This window comes from Mycobacterium venezuelense (genome assembly GCF_054919535.1).
In genome coordinates this window covers 164736-182557 of sequence record NZ_JBONDW010000010.1, presented here as the reverse complement: position 1 = coordinate 182557, position 17822 = coordinate 164736, and the positions used below count along the sequence as shown (strand labels likewise).

The window sequence follows — 17822 nt, the reverse complement described above, 5'->3', positions numbered from 1 at the left end:
CTAAACCTTCTTGGGGGCAAAGACTTTTGCCAGCACACGCGCGCCGACATTGAGCAGGGCGATCAGCAGGATGAGCGTCAGCGCCGCACCCCAGAGTCGATCGGTGGGGACCGGGTTCGCACCCGCGCCTGCCGAGATCTGGTCGTACATCATGCCCGGCAGCGACCCCATGAAACCGCCGAACATGTCGAAGTTCATGGCCTGCGCGTAGCCGACCAGGATCAGCAGCGGCGCGGTCTCACCCATCACGCGGGCGAGCGACAGCATGATGCCGGTGACGATGCCCGAGAGCGCTGTGGGAATCACGATGCGCACGATCGTCTTCCACTTCGGCACACCCAGTGCGTAACTGGCTTCGCGCAGGTCCATCGGAACGATGCGCAGCATCTCCTCGGTGGCCCGCACGATGACCGGGATCATCAGCAGCACCAACGACAGTGACACCGCGAAGCCCGACCGCTCGAACCCGAGGGTCGCGACCCACAGGGCGTAGATGAACAGCGCGGCCACGATCGAGGGCACACCGGTCAGGATGTCGACCATGAACGTGGTGATCTTGCCCAGCCGCGTGCCGCCGCCGTACTCGACGAGGTACACCGCCACCATGACGCCGACCGGGATCGAGATCAGCGAGCAGACGATGCCCTGTAGCAGGGTTCCGACGATCGCGTGGTACACACCGCCGCCGGGCGAGAACGCCGTCATGCCGGCCTGCGAGTTGGTGAACCAAGTCGGCGACGTGATAGCCGCCAGCCCCTTGGTGATCACGGAGTAGAGCACCCACAGCAGCGGCACCAGAGCGATCAGCACGGACACCGAGACGAGCACCGTCGCAAGGTTGTTGGTCATCTTGCGGCGCAAGCTCACGCCCTGGAACGCAGGCGCTTTGACCGGCTGTTCGAGTGTGGAGGTCATGATTTCGCGCCCCTTCCGGCGACCGCGGCGCGGGCCAACGAGTTCACGATGAACGTGAGGATGAACAGCACCAGGCCGGCGGCGATGTAGGCGCCCGCCTTGTACTGGTCGTTGAATTCGCTTGCGGTGGCGGCGATCTTGCTCGCGAAGGTGTAGCCACCGTCGAACAGAGACCAGCTGAACGCGGTTTGGGTGCCGCGCAGGATGATCAGCAGCGCGATGGTCTCACCGAGCGCTCGGCCCAGGCCGAGCATGGCGCCGCTGATGTAGCCGGACATACCGAACGGAAGAACCGTGGTGCGCACGACTTCCCAGCGAGTGGCGCCCAACGCGAGGGCCGCTTCGATCTGGCCGCGCGGGGTCTGGATGAAGACCTCGCGGGTCACCGCGGTGATGATCGGGAGGATCATCACGGCGAGCACGATGCCCGCGGTGAAGATCGTGCCGCCGCCGGCCACCGACGCGTTGCCCGTCTTGAACAAGAACAGCCACGACATGTTCTCGTTGAGCCACACCGCGAACGGCTTGAGCACCGGGGCGAGTACGTACAGGCCCCATACGCCGTAGACGATGGACGGCACCGCGGCCAGCAGGTCGACCATGTAGGCCAGTGGGCCGGACAGGCGTTTGGGGGCGTACTGCGTCAAGAAGATCGCGATGCCCAGTGCCACCGGCATCGCCAGCAGCAGCGCGAACACCGAGACGAACACCGTCACCTGCAGCAGGTCGAGGATGCCGAAGTGCATCGCCGAGGTGTCGGTGGTGATCCAGTTGCCGCCGTAGAGGAAGAAGTTCTCCTCGTTGCGGGCGAGCGCCGGAATCGCGCGCCAGAGCAGGAACACCCCGATCGCCGCGATGAGCGCGACGATCAGGATGCCCGAGCCCTCGGCAAGCCCCTGGAAGATCCGGTCCGCGGGGCGGACCTTGGCTCCCTTGGAGGGGTTGGTGGAGATGGGTTCCGGCTCGGGGAACGGCGAAGCGAGCGCTTCGCCGGACCCTGAGTCGGCTGGGTTAGGTGTGGTCACTGTTATCCCGTCGGGGACCCTGTCGGTCATGTGGTCCGAAATCCATCCTCACCAGATTCGTTCTGATATGCCAGCCGACTAGCTGATTGCTTCGACGGAGGTCAGCAGACGCTCCTTGAAGGCGTCCGGCAGCGGCACGTAGCCGGCGGCGGACAGGTTGGCCTGGCCCTCGTTGGCCGCGACCGTCAGGAACGACTTCACCGCGGCGGCGGTGTCGGCGTCGTACCCCTTCGAGCACACGATGTTGTAGGTCGCCAGGACCAGCGGGTAGGCGCCGGCCTCCTTGGTGCCGTACAGCGAGTTGAGATCCAGCGTCAGGTCGTTGCCCTCGGCGGCGAACTTGGCGGCGTCGATGGCCTTGGCAGCCGACTCGTCGGTCAGCTCGACCGCACCGGCGCCGCTGTCGATCTGTGCGAACGGCAGCTGAGCCTGCTCGGCGAAGCCCTTCTCCACGTAGCCGATGGCACCCGGGGTGGCCTGCACGGCCTGCACGACGCCGGACGACTTCTGGGCGCCCTCACCGGCACCGCCGTTGAACTCGCTGCCGTCACCCTTGGTCCACGCCTGCGGCGCGGCGGCGGCCAGGTACTTCTGGAAGTTGTCGGTGGTGCCCGACGAATCCGAGCGGTAGATCGGCTTGATGTCGGCGTCGGGCAGATTGGTACCCGCATTGAGCGCCGCGATGGCCGGGTCGTTCCACTTGGTGATCTGACCCTGGAAGATCTTGGCGAGCAGGTCGGCGTTGAGCACGAGCTTGTCGACGCCCTCGATGTTGTAGGCCATGGCGACCGGACCGAACACCAGCGGCAGGTTCCACGCCGGGTTGCCACCGCAGCGGTCGGCGGCAGCCTTGACCTGGTCGCCCTTCAGCGCCGAGTCGGAACCGGCGAAGTCGACCTGCTTTGCGATGAACTGCTCACGGCCCGCACCCGAACCGGTCGGGTTGTAGGACAGGTTCTTGCCCGGGCAGGCCTGGCCCCAGGCCTTGTTGAACTCCGCGATGGCATTCTGCTGAGCCGTCGAGCCCTCGGCGGTGACGGAGTTCTTGCCGCCGCATTCCGCGGAAGAGGCCGCGGCGTCGCCGTTGGTGGGCGATGAGGTTCCGGCGTTGTTGTCGCTGCCGCACGCGGTCAGCGTGAGCGCTGCGATGGCCGTCGCCGAGAGCGCCGTGCCGATACCCCTGCCGATGCTGTAGAGCTTCACTTGTCCCACTTTCAGTTGACGGCTTCAGACTCCCCGGCAACGTATTCGGCCACGGTGGACAGATCGCGGACAGAAGGTGAACGAGCAGTGAACAGGTTCAGGGATTTCACAGCTAGCCGGGTTAACCGGCGGCGTACGCGGCGTCGACGCCGAACACCTCGAAACCCAATTTTCGGTACGTGTTGACCGCGGCCGAGTTATCTGCCTCGACGTAAAGCATGACCGTAGGCTGTGAACTTGCTGTCAGGCGGTCGGCGAGGTGGTGGAGGCCGATCAGTGTGAGCGCCGCGCCGAGACCGCGACCCTGCGCTTCGGGGTCGACGCCGACGACGTAAACCTCACCGACATCGGCGTCGTGAACTTTCGTCCAGTGGAAGCCGAGAAGCCGGCCGGTCTGCTCGTCGAATGCCTGGAACAGACCATCGGGATCGAACCACGGTTCGTTGCGGCGCTCGTCGATCTCCCGTTCGGTCCACCCACCCTGCTCGGGGTGCCAGGCGAACGCGGCATTGTTCACTCGCAGAATCTCAGCATCGTCGTCCGGACCGGAGTAGGTGGCCATCCGCACGCCGGGAACCTCGCGCGGCGGCGGCAGGTCGACGAGTGGGCGACGCATCTGGAGTAGCTCTCGGACCACAACCAGGCCGAGCGACGACGCCAGCGCCCGCGCCGGCCCCAGGTTGCCGTGGGCCCAGATCCTGGCCCCGGCGCCCCCTTCGGCCAGTGCCGTGCGCACCATCGCCGATCCGACGCCGTGCCGCCTGAACCGCGGATGCACGACGAGCTCGGCCATCGCCGGATCGTCTCCCCCGGCCGGAGCGAGATTCAGATACCCGACCACGCGGTCGTCGTCGGTGGCCAGCAGGTGCCGCGTGCGGTCGTGAGCGAGTTCGCGGAGCACCTGATCGCCGACGGGCGCGATGCCGTCCTGGTCGGCAGCCGCCGCGATGACCTCACGTATCTGCGCGTGATCGGCACCGGACAGCCCGGTGCGCCAATCGATGGCCGTCACTGGGTGGGAAGCCGCCCGGCCAGCGGACCGTCGACGTCGTCGAGTGCCGGGTCGTAGGCGTCATCGAGGTCGCCGTCCTCGCCCTCGTCGTCGACGGCATCCCCTGGTGCAGTGGCCGCCGGCGTCCGCCCGCGCGACGGCCGTACCGCCTTGTAGCCGACGTTGCGGACGGTGCCGATCAGTGACTCGTATTCGGTGCCCAGCTTGGCGCGCAGCCGTCGGACGTGGACGTCGACGGTGCGGGTGCCGCCGAAGAAGTCGTAGCCCCACACCTCCTGCAGGAGCTGGGCCCGGGTGAAAACCCGGCCGGCGTGCTGCGCGAGATACTTCAGCAGCTCGAATTCCTTGTAGGTGAGGTCGAGCGGACGCCCGCGCAGACGTGCGGTGTAGGTCCCCTCGTCGATGACCAGTTCACCCAACGTGATCTTGCCGACATTCTCCTGATTGGCGCTGCCGCCGCGGCGGCCGACCAGCAGCCGCAGCCGGGCGTCGATCTCGGCCGGGCCGGTGCTTGGCAGCAGGATCTCGTCGAGACCCCATTCGTGGTTGACGGCGACGAGCCCGCCCTCGTTGATCACCGCGACCACCGGAACCGATGTGCCGGTCGTGCCGAGCAGGCGACACAGGCCGCGGGCAGCCGCCAGATCGGTGCGCGCGTCGACGATGGCGACATCCGCACTACCGGCCTCAAGCAGGGACGACACCTCTGTCGGTGCGGTCCGAACGGTGTGGGCCAGCAGCGACAGGGAGGGCAGGACTGACTCGGGATGCGGGTCGACGGTCAGTAGCAGTAGATCCAACGGGTCCTCCGGCGCGCCGGGAATCACGGCGGGAAACCACGGACGCCGGTGTCTAGTGATGTCCCAGATTCATGACTGACATGTAGCCGTTACCGGCTATTAGTCATCTAACGATAGCGCCTCACCTGCTGATTAGCCGCGCCGAGCGGCTCATCCGTTCGGCGGTGGGCAACAATATGCCGGTGCGCAAACTGCTGATCGGGCTTGTCGCAGCCGTCACCGCGGTCGTTGTGGGTGCGGTGGGCACCGATTTCGGCGCGGCCATCTACGCCGAATACCGACTCGCTCGCAACGTGCGCAGCGCAGCGGGCCTGACCTGGGACCCGGCCGTGGCGATCCTCGGTTTCCCCTTCATCACGCAGGTCCGCAACCATCAGTACAAGGAGATCGAGATCAGGGCCGGTGCGGTCGAGCATCCCGTCGTCGGCAAAGCCTCGCTGGAAGCCACCCTGCACGACATCGACATCACCGAGTCGTCCTGGTTGATCCGGCCTGATGCGCCGATGCGGGTCAGCAAGGCCGAGAGCCGCATCATCATCGACTCCACGCACGTCGGCCGATTCATGGGTATCGAGGACCTACTGGTCGAGGCGCCATCCCGCGAGACCAACGACGCGACGGGCGGCACCACCGAGTCGGGAATCTCCAGTAACAAAGGTCTGGTGTTCACCGGCACCCCGAGGGCTTCCGGCTTGGACGAACGGGTCAGTGTCGCGGTGGACCTGTCGATCGCCGGGCCCGACCAGACCACGCTCGTGCTCACCGCCACCGGCATCCTGACCGGGCCCGGCACCGCCGACGAACCGGTGCCCGCCGACAAGACGGCCGCCGTGCTGGCCGAGTTCAGCAGCACGATCACGGGCCAGAAGCTGCCCTTCGGGATAGCGCCGACCAGTGCGGGTGCCCGCGGCTCCGATGTCATCATCGAGGGCATCGCCGAGGATGCGACGATCGACCTCGAAGGGTTCAGACAGACATGAGTTCCTCGATGGTGGCGGTGATCGCGATCCTGATCGCGGTGCTCGGCCTGGGATACGTGGTCGGGCGGTTGATGACGCTTCGCGCGGGCATGCTGAAGGCGGCCGCCGAACCCATCGAGGTGGACACCACCGACCTCGGCCTGTCGACCACCGGACCGACCATCGTGCACTTCAGCGCCGTCTGGTGCGGCCCCTGCGCCGGGGTCCGTCGCGTGGTGAACCAGGTGTGTGCCGAACTGCCCGCGGTCGCGCATGTGGAGATCGACATGGACGCCAATCCCACGGCGGCGCGGCGCCTTTCGGTGCTTTCGTTGCCGACGACGTTCATCTTCGACATCGAGGGACGCCAGCGGTACCGCACGAGCGGCGTCCCCAGTGCCGCTGACCTGCGCTCGGCGCTGGAACCGCTGTTGGCTTGAGGCCCGGGTCATTGGGTAAGCTGTGGCACGTGTCAGCCCGCCTTGAGCTTGTGCTCACCAAGCGTCGCGCAGTCGATCTGTGCCGCGTTGCGGGTTGTTGCTGTTGTTGTTGCTGTTGAGCGCAGCCGCGCGTTTTGACGCGCTCGCTCGGGCCCTGTGCATCGAGGCTGCCTACCACCAGACCTTCAACGACAACAGGAGTTTGTGCACATGTCATCGTCAATCACCAGGTCGCCGGGCCTGATCCGGCCAGACCAGGTGGACGTGCGCGGTCCCCGGTTCACGGCCTGGGTCACCACCGGGGTGCTGGCCGGCATCCTGCTGGTATCCGGTGTCAGCGGCCCGGCCGCGGCGGTTCTGCTCACCGCGCAGGCCGTGGTCTTCGCCGTCGGCGCCATCGCCGGTCCGCGCAGGCATCCCTACGGCCAGGTGTTCGCCACATTCGTGGCGCCACGGCTCGGCCCGGTCACGGACCGCGAGCCCGTTGCACCGCTGAAGTTCGCCCAGTTCGTCGGCTTCGTATTCGCCGCCGCCGGTGCGGTCGGCTTCGCGCTCGGCGTCACCGCTCTGGGTCTGGTTGCCACGGCGTTCGCCTTGGCAGCCGCGTTTCTGAACGCCGCCTTCGGCATCTGCCTGGGTTGCCTGCTCTACCCCAACGTGGTGCGGTTCCGCCGCACCCCAAGCCCCATCTGAAAACCGCTTTACCCGCTCAAAAAGCAAGCAACCGAAAGGATTTCGTACATGGCACGCTCCGACGTCCTGGTCACCACGGACTGGGCCGAGAGCAATCTCAATGCGCCGAAGACCGTATTCGTGGAGGTCGACGAGGACACTTCCGCCTACGACACCGGGCACATCGAAGGTGCGGTGAAGCTGGACTGGAAGACCGATCTGCAGGACCCGGTCCGCCGCGACTTCGTCGACGCCCAGCAGTTCTCCAAGCTGCTGTCCGAGCGCGGCATCGCCAACGACGACACCGTGATTCTCTACGGCGGCAACAACAACTGGTTCGCGGCCTACGCCTACTGGTACTTCAAGCTGTACGGCCACAACGACGTCAAGCTGCTCGACGGTGGCCGCAAGAAGTGGGAGCTCGACGCCCGGCCGCTGTCGACCGACAAGGTCGAGCGGCCGCAGACCAGCTACACGGCCAAGGATCCCGACAACAACATCCGGGCATTCCGCGACGAGGTCATCGCCGCGATCGGCGCCAAGAACCTGGTGGACGTGCGCTCCCCCGACGAGTTCTCCGGCAAGATCCTGGCGCCCGCGCACCTGCCGCAGGAGCAGAGCCAGCGTCCCGGGCATATCCCCGGCGCCATCAACGTTCCGTGGAGCAAGGCGGCCAACGAAGACGGCACGTTCAAGTCGGACGAAGATCTGGCCAAGATCTACGCCGACGCCGGCCTGGACGGCGAGAAGGAAACCATCGCCTACTGCCGGATCGGTGAGCGTTCGTCGCACACGTGGTTCGTGCTGCAGGAGCTGCTGGGACACAAGAACGTCAAGAACTACGACGGCAGTTGGACGGAATACGGCTCCCTCGTTGGGGCCCCGATCGAGTTGGGAAGTTGATATGTGCTCTGCACCTAAGCAAGGGCTGACGTTGCCGGCCGGCGTCGACCTGGAGAAGGAAACCGTGATCACCGGTCGTGTGGTCGACGGTTCGGGCCAGGCTGTCGGCGGCGCGTTCGTGCGTCTGCTGGATTCCAGCGACGAGTTCACCGCCGAGGTGGTGGCGTCGGCAACCGGTGACTTCCGGTTCTTCGCCGCACCCGGCACCTGGACCCTTCGTGCGCTCTCACCCGCTGGAAACGGTGACGCGAGCGTCGCGCCGACCGGTGCGGGGATTCACGAGGTCGACGTCAAGGTCGCCTAGCGACGATCAAGGCGAGGCACGAGCCGATGAGGAGCTCGGCCATGGATCGCGCCTAACGACGACCGAAGGCAAAGCCCGCGGCGTTTTCGCTGTGAAAACGCTGCGGGCTTTGCTGTAGCGGCGAATGATGGACTTATCTCCCGCGCCAACCGGGCGCGGGAAACCTCTTCCATCAGGACCGACAATGAAGACCTCTATCGTCGGATTCGCCGCTACGACATTTGCGGTCATTGCGTTGGCAATGGCTACTCCGGCGATGGCTGACTCTGACGAGCAATTCCTCGCCACGCTCGAAGCCGGGGGCTTCTCCTGGCCCGACGATGCGGCTGCGCAGATACTCATCAACGCCGCGCACGGCATATGCGCGGATCTCGAGAGCGGCGTTTCGGCGGCCGACGTGATCACCGAGGGAGCCGATGCCACCGGCTGGACTCCCACGCAGACCGGGTTCTTTCTCGGCGCCGCGGCCGCTCAGTATTGCCCTCAGCACTTGGAACGGGCCATAGCAGAGGCGGAGACGCTGGGCGGCTAGACTACGTTTCGTGGTGCTGTTCTTCGAGATCCTGCTTGTCGCGGCCGTCGTGGTCATCACATGGTTCGCGTTGTACGCGGTGTACCGCCTCGTCACCGACGAGTCGTGACGTCCTCCGAGGATGTCCCTGAACTTGGCTCCGGCGATCGAGCTGTAGCTGCGGCTGCCGAACGCGCGAAGGAGACGGGCGCCCGCAACATCCCCGTGTTCGACGATCTTCCGTTGCCCGCCGACACGGCCAATCTGCGCGATGGCGTCGGCCTCAACGATGCGCTGCTCGCGCTGCTGCCGCTGGTCGGCGTGTGGCGCGGGGAGGGCGAGGGGCGTGACGCGCACGGCGATTACCGGTTCGGCCAGCAGATCGTGGTCTCTCACGACGGCGGGGACTACCTGAACTGGGAAGCCAGGTCCTGGCGCTTGGACGAATCCGGCGGCTACGACTCCCCGGGCCTGCGGGAGACCGGGTTCTGGCGGTTCGTGAACGACCCGGCCGATCCGTCGGAAACGCAGGCGATCGAGCTGCTGCTCGCCCATTCGGCAGGCTACGTCGAGCTGTTCTACGGCCGGCCGCTCAATCAGTCCTCGTGGGAACTGGTCACCGATGCACTGGCCCGCAGCAAGTCGGGAGTGCTCGTCGGTGGAGCGAAACGGCTTTACGGCATCGTCGAGGGTGGCGATCTGGGTTACGTCGAGGAACGCGTCGACGCCGACGGCGGCCTCGTGCCGCATCTGTCGGCCCGGTTGTCGAGGTTCGTCGGCTGATGCGGCGTGTCTGGATGGCGGCCGCCACGCTGGCCGCCGCGACCGCGTTGGCCGCGTGTTCGTCGAGTGACCCCGAGCCCGCACCGACCTCTGAGGCCCCCGCCGAGCACGGCTCCTATGCGCATTGTCTGAGCGAGCACGGCGTGCCCGCGCCCCCCGGACCCGCGGCAAGCGCCCCGCCGGGCGTCGACCCGAGCATCTGGCAACAGGCCATGCAGGCCTGCTCGACTTTGGCTCCTGGCCCCAGCTAGCCAGGCGGGATCACGGAATGCCCGCCGCATCACAAGATTTCGGCAGGCCGCCACAGTAGGTCGAATCGAGCCCAGGTAGCCGACCCCAGATATGGGGCGGCCCCCGAGCCGTAGATCCTGGTTGGACTGACCGAGGGGCTCGGGGGCCGGGTGGCTGCGGGGAATTCGCCAGCGCGCGCAGGCAATTCACCCGGTGCTGCTAGCGGGCAGCCACCTCACATGTCCATAAATCAATCAATTTGTCGGACCACCTCCTTCCCTGTGTAGAGACGAAGCTACCACCGACCGGGAAAGGGCTGCCAGCGATTTTTCTCACCCTCAGCGATCGCTGAGAATCGCGGCGTCGACAAGCCCTGCGACGTCGGCCGCCGCGGTGGCGGCAGGCAACCGCGTGCCGTCGAGAGTGTGCACGCGGGCCGCGAGGGTGATGCTCGACACCAGCCAAATACCTTGTGCGGTAAGCAGATCGCCGGGGCGCAGGGCACGGTAGTCGCAATCCAGCCCCTTGCTGCGGGCCACCTCGAACAGCGCCTGCTGGGTGGTTCCACGCAGAATCGGGTACCAGGGCGGCGGCGTCAGCAGCACCGGTTCGCCGCCCTCCTCGGTCGCGATCACGACCGTCGAACGCGGCCCTTCGAGCAGATAGCCGTCGGAGCTGACGAAGATGACATCACCCGCGCCGTGGCGTTCGGCGTGCCGCAGCGCGGCCATGTTCACCGCGTAGGACAGCGTCTTCGCGCCTGCCGCCAGCCACGGCATCTCGCTCGCACCGACCGGCAGCCCGCGGTCCAGGGTGATGGCGGCGACCCCGTCGCGTCGGGCACCGGCCACGCGGTCGGCGAGCGCGCCGATCGTCGCGAACGCCGTCGGCGGTCCCCCGCTTTCGCGGCCCCGGCTGTACACGAGCCGAAGCACGCCTTCGCCGTCGTGGTCGGCCGCCCAGCGCTGCGTGCCGAGCGCGACGGCAGCACGCCAGGCCGCCAGGTCGGGCTCGGGCAGGTCGATCATCTTGGCGGACTGGCCGAGCCTGGCCAGGTGGGCCTCCAGCAGGCATGGCCTGCCGTCGCGAACCAGCAGCGTCTCGAACACACCGTCGCCGCGCACGGCGGCCAGATCGTCGGCGTGCAGCAGCGGCAGGTCGGGATCGTGCAGTTGCCCGTCAAGGGTGACCAGCACTGCTGGTTGGCTCGCCATGGGCCCAAAGCGTAGCGCCGTAAAGTTGGAGGTATGTCAGCAGTTCCCGCGCCGGAGACGGGCCCGGACGCCGGTGCCGTGTGGCACTACGGCGATCCGCTGGGTGAGCAGCGCGCCGCCGCCGATGATGCCGTTCTCGTCGACCGATCGAACCGCGCAGTCCTCACCTTGACGGGCAAGGACCGTCAGACCTGGCTGCACAGCATCTCCACACAACACGTCAGCGCACTGCCCGACGGCGCGGTCACCGAGAACTTGAGCCTCGATCTGCAGGGCCGCGTCGAGGATCACTGGTTGCAGACCGAGCTCGGCGGCACGACGTATCTGGACACCGAGCCGTGGCGGGGCGAGCCGCTACTGGCTTATCTCCGCAAGATGGTGTTCTGGGCCGATGTGCAGGTGGAGCCGGCCGATCTCGCGGTCCTGTCGCTGCTGGGCCCGGCAGTCGCCAAGGGTCCGGTGCTCAAGGCACTCGGTTTGGCGACCCTGCCGGATGAGCTGACGGCCGTCGCCCTGCCGGGCGGTGGGTTCGCCCGGCGGCTCGCGGCCCCTGGCACCGAGTTGGACCTGATCGTTCCGCCGGATCAGATCGAGGCGTGGAAGGCCCGCCTGGCCGAGGCCGGGGTCCGCCTCGCCGGAGTGTGGACCTACGAGGCCCACCGAGTGGCGGCTCGGCGGCCCAGGCTCGGGCTCGACACCGACGAGCGCACCATCCCCCACGAGGTCGGCTGGATCGGCACCGCCGTCCACCTGGACAAAGGCTGCTACCGCGGTCAGGAGACCGTCGCGCGGGTGCACAACCTCGGCCGGCCGCCCCGGATGCTCGTGCTTTTACAGCTGGACGGCGCATCGGAACGGCCCGCCGTCGGTGATCCGGTGCTGGCCGGTGGCCGCACGGTCGGACGGCTCGGCACCGTCGTCGACCACGTCGACGACGGCCCCATCGCGTTGGCTCTGCTCAAACGGGCTCTACCTGCCGACACCGCATTGGTCACGGGCGGCGCCGTCGAGGTTTCGGCGGCCATCGATCCGGATTCCATGCCGGCGCCGGACACCGCCGGTGCCGGGCGGGTCGCGGTGGAGCGCCTGCGCGGCGGCGGATAGGCGGCAGTTGCCGGCACCGCGACTCGCGGGCGCGTAAACTCACCCGGTCACCAGACACGTGACGACGATCACTGCGGAATCGCTGAGCGGACGCCCGTCGACCGCCGCAATCCTGGTGATAGTCGTGCTGCTGCGCAACGGGGCGCGGTGACAGGGCACATAGCCGATCGCCGCCGCATACCTCGAGGCAGGGCCTGCCAGCACTTCGCGGGCGGGCACGGTAAAGTGTTGGCAGGACAATAAAGACACACAGATCGGAGCCGCCTAGTAATTGGGCCGCTCCGTTATTGCGCGAGGGGGTCCCCCCATGGGCCGCGGCCGGGCTAAGGCAAAGCAGACCAAGGTTGCACGTGAGCTCAAATACAGCTCACCGCAGACCGATTTCTCTCAGCTCCAGCGTGAGCTGTCGGGAACTCCCGACGCCGATGATGTCAACGGCGCCGACGACGACTGGGCCAGCGAGGACGACTGGCGGCGTTAAGCCGACCAGTCTCCCCGCACCCGATTTCTCCTAGAACCGCGGGTGCTGGCCGACCAGCTGGGCGCGCACACTGTCCTTGCCGCCCTTCTTGACCGTGCCCAGCGTCCAGCAGTTCAGGTGCCGAGCGGTCAAGATGGCCAGCGCGCGGTCCGTGTCCTCGGGCGCGACGACGGCCACCATGCCGACACCCATGTTGAACGTCTTCTCCATCTCTGCGCGTTCGATACGCCCGCGCTGAGCGATCATCTGGAAGACGGGCGCCGGGGTCCACGTACCGCGATCGAGTTCTGCGGTCAGCCCGTGCGGGATGACGCGTTCGAGGTTGCCCGCGAGACCACCACCGGTGACATGGCAGAACGTCCTGACCTGGGTTTCGGCGGCCAGCGCCAGGCAGTCCTTGGCGTAGATCAGCGTCGGCTCAAGCAGCTCCTCGCCGAGCGTGCGGCCGAACTCCTCGACGTGTCCGGCGAGGTTCATCCGGTCGATGTCCAGCAGCACCTTGCGGGCCAGCGAGTAGCCGTTGGAGTGCAGCCCGGATGAGGCCATGGCGATGATCACGTCGCCTGGTTTGACGCGATCGGGTCCGAGCACGTCGTCGGCTTCCACGATGCCGACGCCCGTCGCGGAGATGTCGTAGTGGTCGGGCTCCATGAGCCCCGGATGCTCGGCCGTCTCACCGCCCAGCAACGCACAGCCCGCCCGCACACAGCCTTCGGCGATGCCGGAGACGATGGCACTCACACGCTCGGGCACGGTGCGGCCGACGGCGATGTAGTCCTGCAGGAACAGTGGCTCGGCACCGCACACCACGAGGTCGTCGACCACCATCGCGACCAGGTCGAGCCCGACGGTGTCGTGCTTGTCCATGGCCTGGGCCACCGCGAGCTTCGTGCCGACCCCGTCGGTCGACGAGGCCAGGACCGGCTCGCGATAGCCGCCGCGTAAGGCGAAGAGGCCGGCAAACCCGCCGAGGCCGCCGCGCACCTCGGGACGCGTCGCTTTCGCGGCGAGTGGTTTGAAGAGTTCGACGGCGCGGTCGCCTGCTTCGATGTCTACCCCGGCCGATGCATAAGAAATGCCGTGTTGTTCGGCGCGCTCGTTCATCGCCTGCAAGGCTACCTCTCCCCTTCCCGGCCGACGTCGCTCACCGTCGGGTTGCGGAGCCGGTTTGCCCGGCCGCCGAAACGGTCATCCGTGCCTGGTGCCCGCTCAAACACTCCGTTGTCTGGTCACCGGTGCCACCGGCTACATCGGGGGTCGGCTCGTTCCCGAGTTGCTCGAAGCCGGTCATACCGTCCGGGCGATGGCCCGTACCCCCGCCAAGCTCGACCATGCGACGTGGCGCGACCGCGTCGAGGTGGTCCGCGGGGATCTCACCGAACCGGAGTCGCTGACCTCCGCGTTCGACGGGATGGACGTCGTGTACTACCTCGTGCACTCGATGGGCACCTCGAAGGACTTCGTCGCCGACGAGAAGCAGTCGGCACGCAACGTGGTCGAGGCAGCACGCAGCGCCGGTGTCCGTCGCCTGGTGTACCTCGGCGGGCTCCATCCGACGAGCGCCACGCTCTCCCGCCACCTCGAATCCCGGGTCGCGGTCGGCGAAATTCTGCTCGCGTCCGATATCGAGACGATCGTCCTGCAGGCGGGCATCGTCGTCGGATCGGGTTCGGCGTCGTTCGAGATGATCCGTCACCTCACCGATCGATTGCCTGCGATGACGACCCCGAAGTGGGTGCACAACAAGATCCAGCCGATCGCCGTCGGCGATGTGCTGCACTATCTCACCGGCGCAGCCACCGCATCGGTGCCGGGCTCACGGACCTGGGACATCGGCGGACCGGACGTGATGGAGTACGGCGCGGCGATGCAGGTGTACGCCGATGTCGCGGGTCTGCGCAGGCGGTTGATCGTGGTGCTGCCGTTTCTCACCCCGGCGATCGCGAGCTGGTGGGTCGGGTTGGTGACGCCCATCCCGTCCGGCCTGGCGCGCCCGCTGGTCGAATCGCTGGAATGTGACGCGGTCATGGGTGAACACGACATCGACGATGTGATCGCGCCGCCGTCCGGCGGGCTCACCGGTTACCGCGATGCGGTTACGCAGGCGCTACAGGGCGACGGCACCGCGGCCGATTCCGGCCGGCGACGCCTGTTGCGGTTCAGTTCGACTGAGCCACAGTAATTTTCGGTCAGGGCCGACGCAGCGCCGATGCGTTGTCGTTGTCAGCCTGGACCGGGATGCCGCTGCGGGCGGCGCTGGCCAGCATGTGCTCGATGACGTTCTTACCAAGCGCGTTCTCGCCGGGCAGCTCGATCGGGTAGTTGCCGTCGAAGCACGCCGAGCACAGCCGGGTGGCGGGCTGTTCGGTGGCCGCGATCATGCCGTGTTGCGAGATGTAGCCGAGGGTGTCGGCACCGATCGCGTGTCGCACGGCCTCCAGCATCTCGCCCTCGTGCTCCTGGGGTGCCGCGTTCGCGATCAGCTCGGCCGGGGTGGCGAAGTCGATGCCGTAGAAGCACGGCCATTTGACGGGCGGCGAGGCGATCCGGACGTGCACCTCGACGGCGCCGGCTTCGCGCAACATCCGGATCAGCGCGCGCTGGGTGTTGCCGCGCACGATCGAATCGTCCACCACGATGAGCCGCTTACCGCGGATCACCTCTCTGAGCGGATTGAGCTTGAGCCGGATGCCGAGCTGGCGGATGGTCTGCGACGGCTGGATGAAGGTGCGGCCGACGTACGCGTTCTTCATCAGGCCCTGCCCGAACGGGATGCCGGACTCCTGCGCGTATCCGACCGCGGCCGGGGTGCCCGATTCCGGGACACCGATCACCAGGTCGGCGTCGATCGGGTGCTCGCGCGCCAGGCGCCGGCCGATGTCGACGCGGGTGGCGTGCACCGAGCGGCCGACGAGGGTGCTGTCGGGACGGGCCAGGTAGACGTACTCGAAGACGCAGCCCTTGGGCTCTGGGTTGGCGAAGCGCGTGGAGCGGACGCCGTCGGCGTCGATCGCCAGCAGCTCGCCGGGCTCGATGTCGCGGACGAACGACGCGCCCACGATGTCGAGCGCCGCGGTCTCGGATGCGACGACCCAGCCCCGGTCGAGGCGGCCGAGCGACAGCGGCCGCACGCCGTGCGGGTCACGGGCCGCATACAGCGTGTTCTCGTCCATGAACGTCAGGCAGAACGCCCCGCGCACGGTCGGCAGCAGTTCGAGGGCGGCCTGCTCGAGGGTCGCGTCGGCGGCGCCGTGGGCCAGCAGTGCGCCGAGGATGTCGGAGTCGGTGGTCGCCGCGGGCGCGCCCTTCATGTCGATCAGCCCGGCGTCGCGGGCCCGCGCGGCCAGCTCGGCGGTGTTCACGAGGTTGCCGTTGTGGCCGAGTGCGACGCCCGTACCCGCGGCGGTGTTGCGGAACACCGGCTGGGCGTTTTCCCAGGTGGTAGAGCCGGTCGTGGAGTAGCGGCAGTGCCCGACGGCGACGTGGCCCGGCATGGCGGCCAAGGTCTGCTCGTCGAACACCTGGCTCACCAGGCCGAGGTCTTTGAAGACCAGCACCTGCGCGCCGTCGGCGACCGCGATGCCCGCGGCTTCCTGACCGCGGTGTTGCAGCGCATAGAGGCCGTAGTAGGTCAGCTTGGCGACTTCCTCGCCCGGCGCCCAGACCCCGAATACGCCGCACTCTTCACGTGGTTCGTTTTCGTCGAGCTGGTGACCAGTCACGATAGGGCTGCTCCCGGGGCGGCGGTTGGTGACATAACCGAGTCTACGGTCAAGGTAGGGCTACGACGGAATCGAACGGCCCGTCGGTGCCGAACTTTTGCAACAACCGAAACGTCGATCTCATTTCCGGCGGTAGGGCTGGCCGTACCGCGATCCGGCGGGATAACCCCATCGACTCAACGCATTCGGCGCGGCAACGATGGCGTGGTGACACGCCAACTCTCGGAGAAGCCGACCACCGCACCCGTCGATTCCATGCCAACCGCACCGTGGCGCGGCGTGACGAAGATCGCATTCCGGTTCTGCTTCGTCTACTTCGGGTTGTTTTGTCTGCTGTTCGCACAGATCGTGTTCGTGTTCGCCGGGATCATCGGCCAGTGGCTGCCCGAACAGGCGGTGATGTGGCAGATGCTGCTGGCCGATCCGGTGCTCGGCTGGGTGGGCCGCACGGTCTTCGGCGTCGACGCCCACGTGCGGCACGATTCGGGCAGTGGCGATCAGGCCGCGATCTGGGTACTGGTGTTCTGCCTGTTGGTGGTGGCGGTCGTCGCGACCGCAGTGTGGTCGGTTGCCGACCGGCGGCGGGCCGAGTACTCGCGGCTGTGGGCATGGTTCTTGACGGGCCTGCGGCTGTGCGTGGGCGGGCAGCTGCTGTTCTACGGGTTCGCGAAGCTGATCCCGACCCAGATGCCCGCCCCGCCGCTGGCTGCATTGCTACGGCCCTACGGCGAGTTCAGTCCGGCGTCGGTGCTGTGGTTGCAGGTCGGTACGTCCTACCCCTACGAGATCATGCTCGGCGCGGTCGAGGTGCTCGCCGGGATGCTGCTGTTCTGGCCGCGCACCGCGACGCTTGGCGCACTTCTAGGCCTCGCGAGCATGGTGCAGGTGTTTCTGCTGAACATGACATTCGACGTGCCGGTCAAGATCCTGTCCGGGCATCTGCTCTTGATGAGCCTCGTCCTTATCGCGCCACAGGTCAGGCGGCTGGCGAATATTCTTGTGCTGCAACGACCCTCGGAACCAGCGAGCCAGCCCGAGCTGTTCACCGATGCCCGCGCGAACGCGATGTCGGCCCGCGTGCAGGCGCTGTTGGGCGTCTGGGTGCTGATCGGCTGCGCGTGGATCAGCTGGCAGGCATGGGGTGAATACGGCGGTGGACGGGTCAAACCCGAGCTGTACGGCATCTGGGCGGTCCGTGAATTCCAGGCCGGCGACGCCGTCCTACCGCCGGTGACCACCGACCGAACACGTTGGCAGCGAGTGATTTTCGACGAACCTGACGTGGTCACCTACCAACGCATGAACGGCGAACTCGTGCAGGCACCTGCCGAGGTCACCGATGACATCCTCACGCTGTCCGCTCCCGACGGATCCGCGCTGGCCGATCTCACGGTGTCCCGTCCGGAACCGCAGCGTCTGGAACTGGCCGGCCAACTCGAGGGTCGTACGGTGCAGATCTCGCTGGAGCAGGTCGATCTCAACCAGTTCACGCTCCGTAACCGAGGCTTTCACTGGGTCCAGGAGTATCCCTACTTCCGCTGAG

The 17822-nt window shown here is 67.1% G+C and carries 22 protein-coding genes; 13 read left to right on the top strand and 9 right to left on the bottom strand.

The features are described 5' to 3' along the window. The 5 genes from pstA to ACRCUN_RS18485 all read right to left on the bottom strand — a co-directional run bounded on the left by pstA (nucleotide 1) and on the right by ACRCUN_RS18485 (nucleotide 4955). Nucleotides 1–915, bottom strand: coding sequence for a phosphate ABC transporter permease PstA (gene pstA, locus ACRCUN_RS18505; protein WP_462143078.1), 915 nt, complete (start codon nucleotides 913–915; stop codon nucleotides 1–3). Next, nucleotides 912–1970, bottom strand: coding sequence for a phosphate ABC transporter permease subunit PstC (pstC, locus tag ACRCUN_RS18500; RefSeq protein WP_462143077.1), 1059 nt, complete (start codon nucleotides 1968–1970; stop codon nucleotides 912–914). Before pstC ends, pstA begins: the two co-directional genes overlap by 4 nt. 48 nt (nucleotides 1971–2018) lie before the next feature. Then, on the bottom strand, nucleotides 2019–3143 hold the full coding sequence (pstS, locus tag ACRCUN_RS18495) for a phosphate ABC transporter substrate-binding protein PstS (protein ID WP_462143076.1): 1125 nt from the start codon (nucleotides 3141–3143) through the stop codon (nucleotides 2019–2021). A 121-nt stretch (nucleotides 3144–3264) separates the two neighbouring features. Further along, nucleotides 3265–4155: a mycothiol synthase gene (gene mshD, locus ACRCUN_RS18490; RefSeq protein WP_462143075.1), complete on the bottom strand. Its 891-nt coding sequence runs from the start codon at nucleotides 4153–4155 to the stop codon at nucleotides 3265–3267. Beyond that, nucleotides 4152–4955, bottom strand: a complete 804-nt coding sequence (locus ACRCUN_RS18485; RefSeq protein WP_462143145.1) for a winged helix-turn-helix transcriptional regulator — start codon at nucleotides 4953–4955, stop codon at nucleotides 4152–4154. Before ACRCUN_RS18485 ends, mshD begins: the two co-directional genes overlap by 4 nt. 176 nt (nucleotides 4956–5131) lie before the next feature. On the opposite strand from ACRCUN_RS18485, the gene lmeA reads away from it, so the two are divergent. The 9 genes from lmeA to ACRCUN_RS18440 all read left to right on the top strand — a co-directional run bounded on the left by lmeA (nucleotide 5132) and on the right by ACRCUN_RS18440 (nucleotide 9778). Then, entirely contained in the window at nucleotides 5132–5935 is an 804-nt protein-coding gene (gene lmeA / locus ACRCUN_RS18480) for a mannan chain length control protein LmeA (RefSeq protein ID WP_462143074.1), read from the top strand. Continuing rightward, entirely contained in the window at nucleotides 5932–6354 is a 423-nt protein-coding gene (locus ACRCUN_RS18475; RefSeq protein ID WP_462143073.1) for a thioredoxin family protein, read from the top strand. The genes lmeA and ACRCUN_RS18475 overlap by 4 nt, the downstream gene beginning before the upstream one ends. Before the next feature lie 29 nt (nucleotides 6355–6383). Further along, a complete protein-coding gene (locus ACRCUN_RS18470; protein WP_350222965.1) occupies nucleotides 6384–6473 on the top strand; it encodes an Ms5788A family Cys-rich leader peptide in 90 nt (29 codons plus the stop codon). A gap of 91 nt (nucleotides 6474–6564) precedes the next feature. Next, nucleotides 6565–7047: a DUF4395 domain-containing protein gene (locus ACRCUN_RS18465; RefSeq protein ID WP_462143072.1), complete on the top strand. Its 483-nt coding sequence runs from the start codon at nucleotides 6565–6567 to the stop codon at nucleotides 7045–7047. Nucleotides 7048–7095: 48 nt separating this feature from the next. After that, nucleotides 7096–7929, top strand: coding sequence for a sulfurtransferase (locus ACRCUN_RS18460; protein ID WP_462143071.1), 834 nt, complete (start codon nucleotides 7096–7098; stop codon nucleotides 7927–7929). A 1-nt stretch (nucleotide 7930) separates the two neighbouring features. Then, nucleotides 7931–8233: a DUF1416 domain-containing protein gene (locus tag ACRCUN_RS18455; RefSeq protein ID WP_003884652.1), complete on the top strand. Its 303-nt coding sequence runs from the start codon at nucleotides 7931–7933 to the stop codon at nucleotides 8231–8233. 184 nt (nucleotides 8234–8417) lie between these two features. Beyond that, a complete protein-coding gene (locus ACRCUN_RS18450) occupies nucleotides 8418–8765 on the top strand; it encodes a DUF732 domain-containing protein (protein WP_462143070.1) in 348 nt (115 codons plus the stop codon). Between the two features lie 105 nt (nucleotides 8766–8870). Continuing rightward, on the top strand, nucleotides 8871–9527 hold the full coding sequence (locus ACRCUN_RS18445) for a heme-binding beta-barrel domain-containing protein (protein ID WP_462143069.1): 657 nt from the start codon (nucleotides 8871–8873) through the stop codon (nucleotides 9525–9527). After that, complete coding sequence (locus ACRCUN_RS18440; RefSeq protein ID WP_462143068.1) at nucleotides 9527–9778, top strand: hypothetical protein; 252 nt, start codon at nucleotides 9527–9529, stop codon at nucleotides 9776–9778. The genes ACRCUN_RS18445 and ACRCUN_RS18440 overlap by 1 nt, the downstream gene beginning before the upstream one ends. A 318-nt stretch (nucleotides 9779–10096) precedes the next feature. Here the strand turns inward: ACRCUN_RS18440 and ACRCUN_RS18435 are convergent, their stop codons facing one another. Further along, nucleotides 10097–10972 (bottom strand): aminodeoxychorismate lyase, encoded by an 876-nt coding sequence (locus ACRCUN_RS18435; RefSeq protein ID WP_462143067.1) that lies wholly within the window; start codon nucleotides 10970–10972, stop codon nucleotides 10097–10099. A gap of 33 nt (nucleotides 10973–11005) precedes the next feature. On the opposite strand from ACRCUN_RS18435, the gene ygfZ reads away from it, so the two are divergent. Beyond that, nucleotides 11006–12076: a CAF17-like 4Fe-4S cluster assembly/insertion protein YgfZ gene (ygfZ, locus tag ACRCUN_RS18430; protein WP_462143066.1), complete on the top strand. Its 1071-nt coding sequence runs from the start codon at nucleotides 11006–11008 to the stop codon at nucleotides 12074–12076. A 39-nt stretch (nucleotides 12077–12115) separates the two neighbouring features. On the opposite strand, the gene ACRCUN_RS18425 is transcribed toward ygfZ, so the two are convergent. Then, on the bottom strand, nucleotides 12116–12295 hold the full coding sequence (locus ACRCUN_RS18425; protein ID WP_462143065.1) for a hypothetical protein: 180 nt from the start codon (nucleotides 12293–12295) through the stop codon (nucleotides 12116–12118). 88 nt (nucleotides 12296–12383) lie between these two features. On the opposite strand from ACRCUN_RS18425, the gene ACRCUN_RS18420 reads away from it, so the two are divergent. After that, a complete protein-coding gene (locus ACRCUN_RS18420) occupies nucleotides 12384–12557 on the top strand; it encodes a DUF3073 domain-containing protein (RefSeq protein WP_462143064.1) in 174 nt (57 codons plus the stop codon). A gap of 30 nt (nucleotides 12558–12587) precedes the next feature. Here ACRCUN_RS18420 and purM read toward each other — a convergent pair whose 3' ends face one another. Further along, the gene (purM, locus tag ACRCUN_RS18415) at nucleotides 12588–13661 is read right to left on the bottom strand and encodes a phosphoribosylformylglycinamidine cyclo-ligase (protein WP_462143063.1); all 1074 of its coding nucleotides are present in this window, start codon (nucleotides 13659–13661) and stop codon (nucleotides 12588–12590) included. Nucleotides 13662–13758: 97 nt separating this feature from the next. On the opposite strand from purM, the gene ACRCUN_RS18410 reads away from it, so the two are divergent. Beyond that, nucleotides 13759–14739, top strand: coding sequence for an NAD(P)H-binding protein (locus tag ACRCUN_RS18410; protein ID WP_462143062.1), 981 nt, complete (start codon nucleotides 13759–13761; stop codon nucleotides 14737–14739). Between the two features lie 7 nt (nucleotides 14740–14746). On the opposite strand, the gene purF is transcribed toward ACRCUN_RS18410, so the two are convergent. After that, nucleotides 14747–16279 (bottom strand): amidophosphoribosyltransferase, encoded by a 1533-nt coding sequence (gene purF, locus ACRCUN_RS18405; protein WP_462143061.1) that lies wholly within the window; start codon nucleotides 16277–16279, stop codon nucleotides 14747–14749. Nucleotides 16280–16534: 255 nt separating this feature from the next. On the opposite strand from purF, the gene ACRCUN_RS18400 reads away from it, so the two are divergent. Continuing rightward, nucleotides 16535–17821, top strand: a complete 1287-nt coding sequence (locus tag ACRCUN_RS18400) for a DoxX family protein (RefSeq protein ID WP_462143144.1) — start codon at nucleotides 16535–16537, stop codon at nucleotides 17819–17821. The last annotated feature ends 1 nt before the right edge of the window (nucleotide 17822 follow it).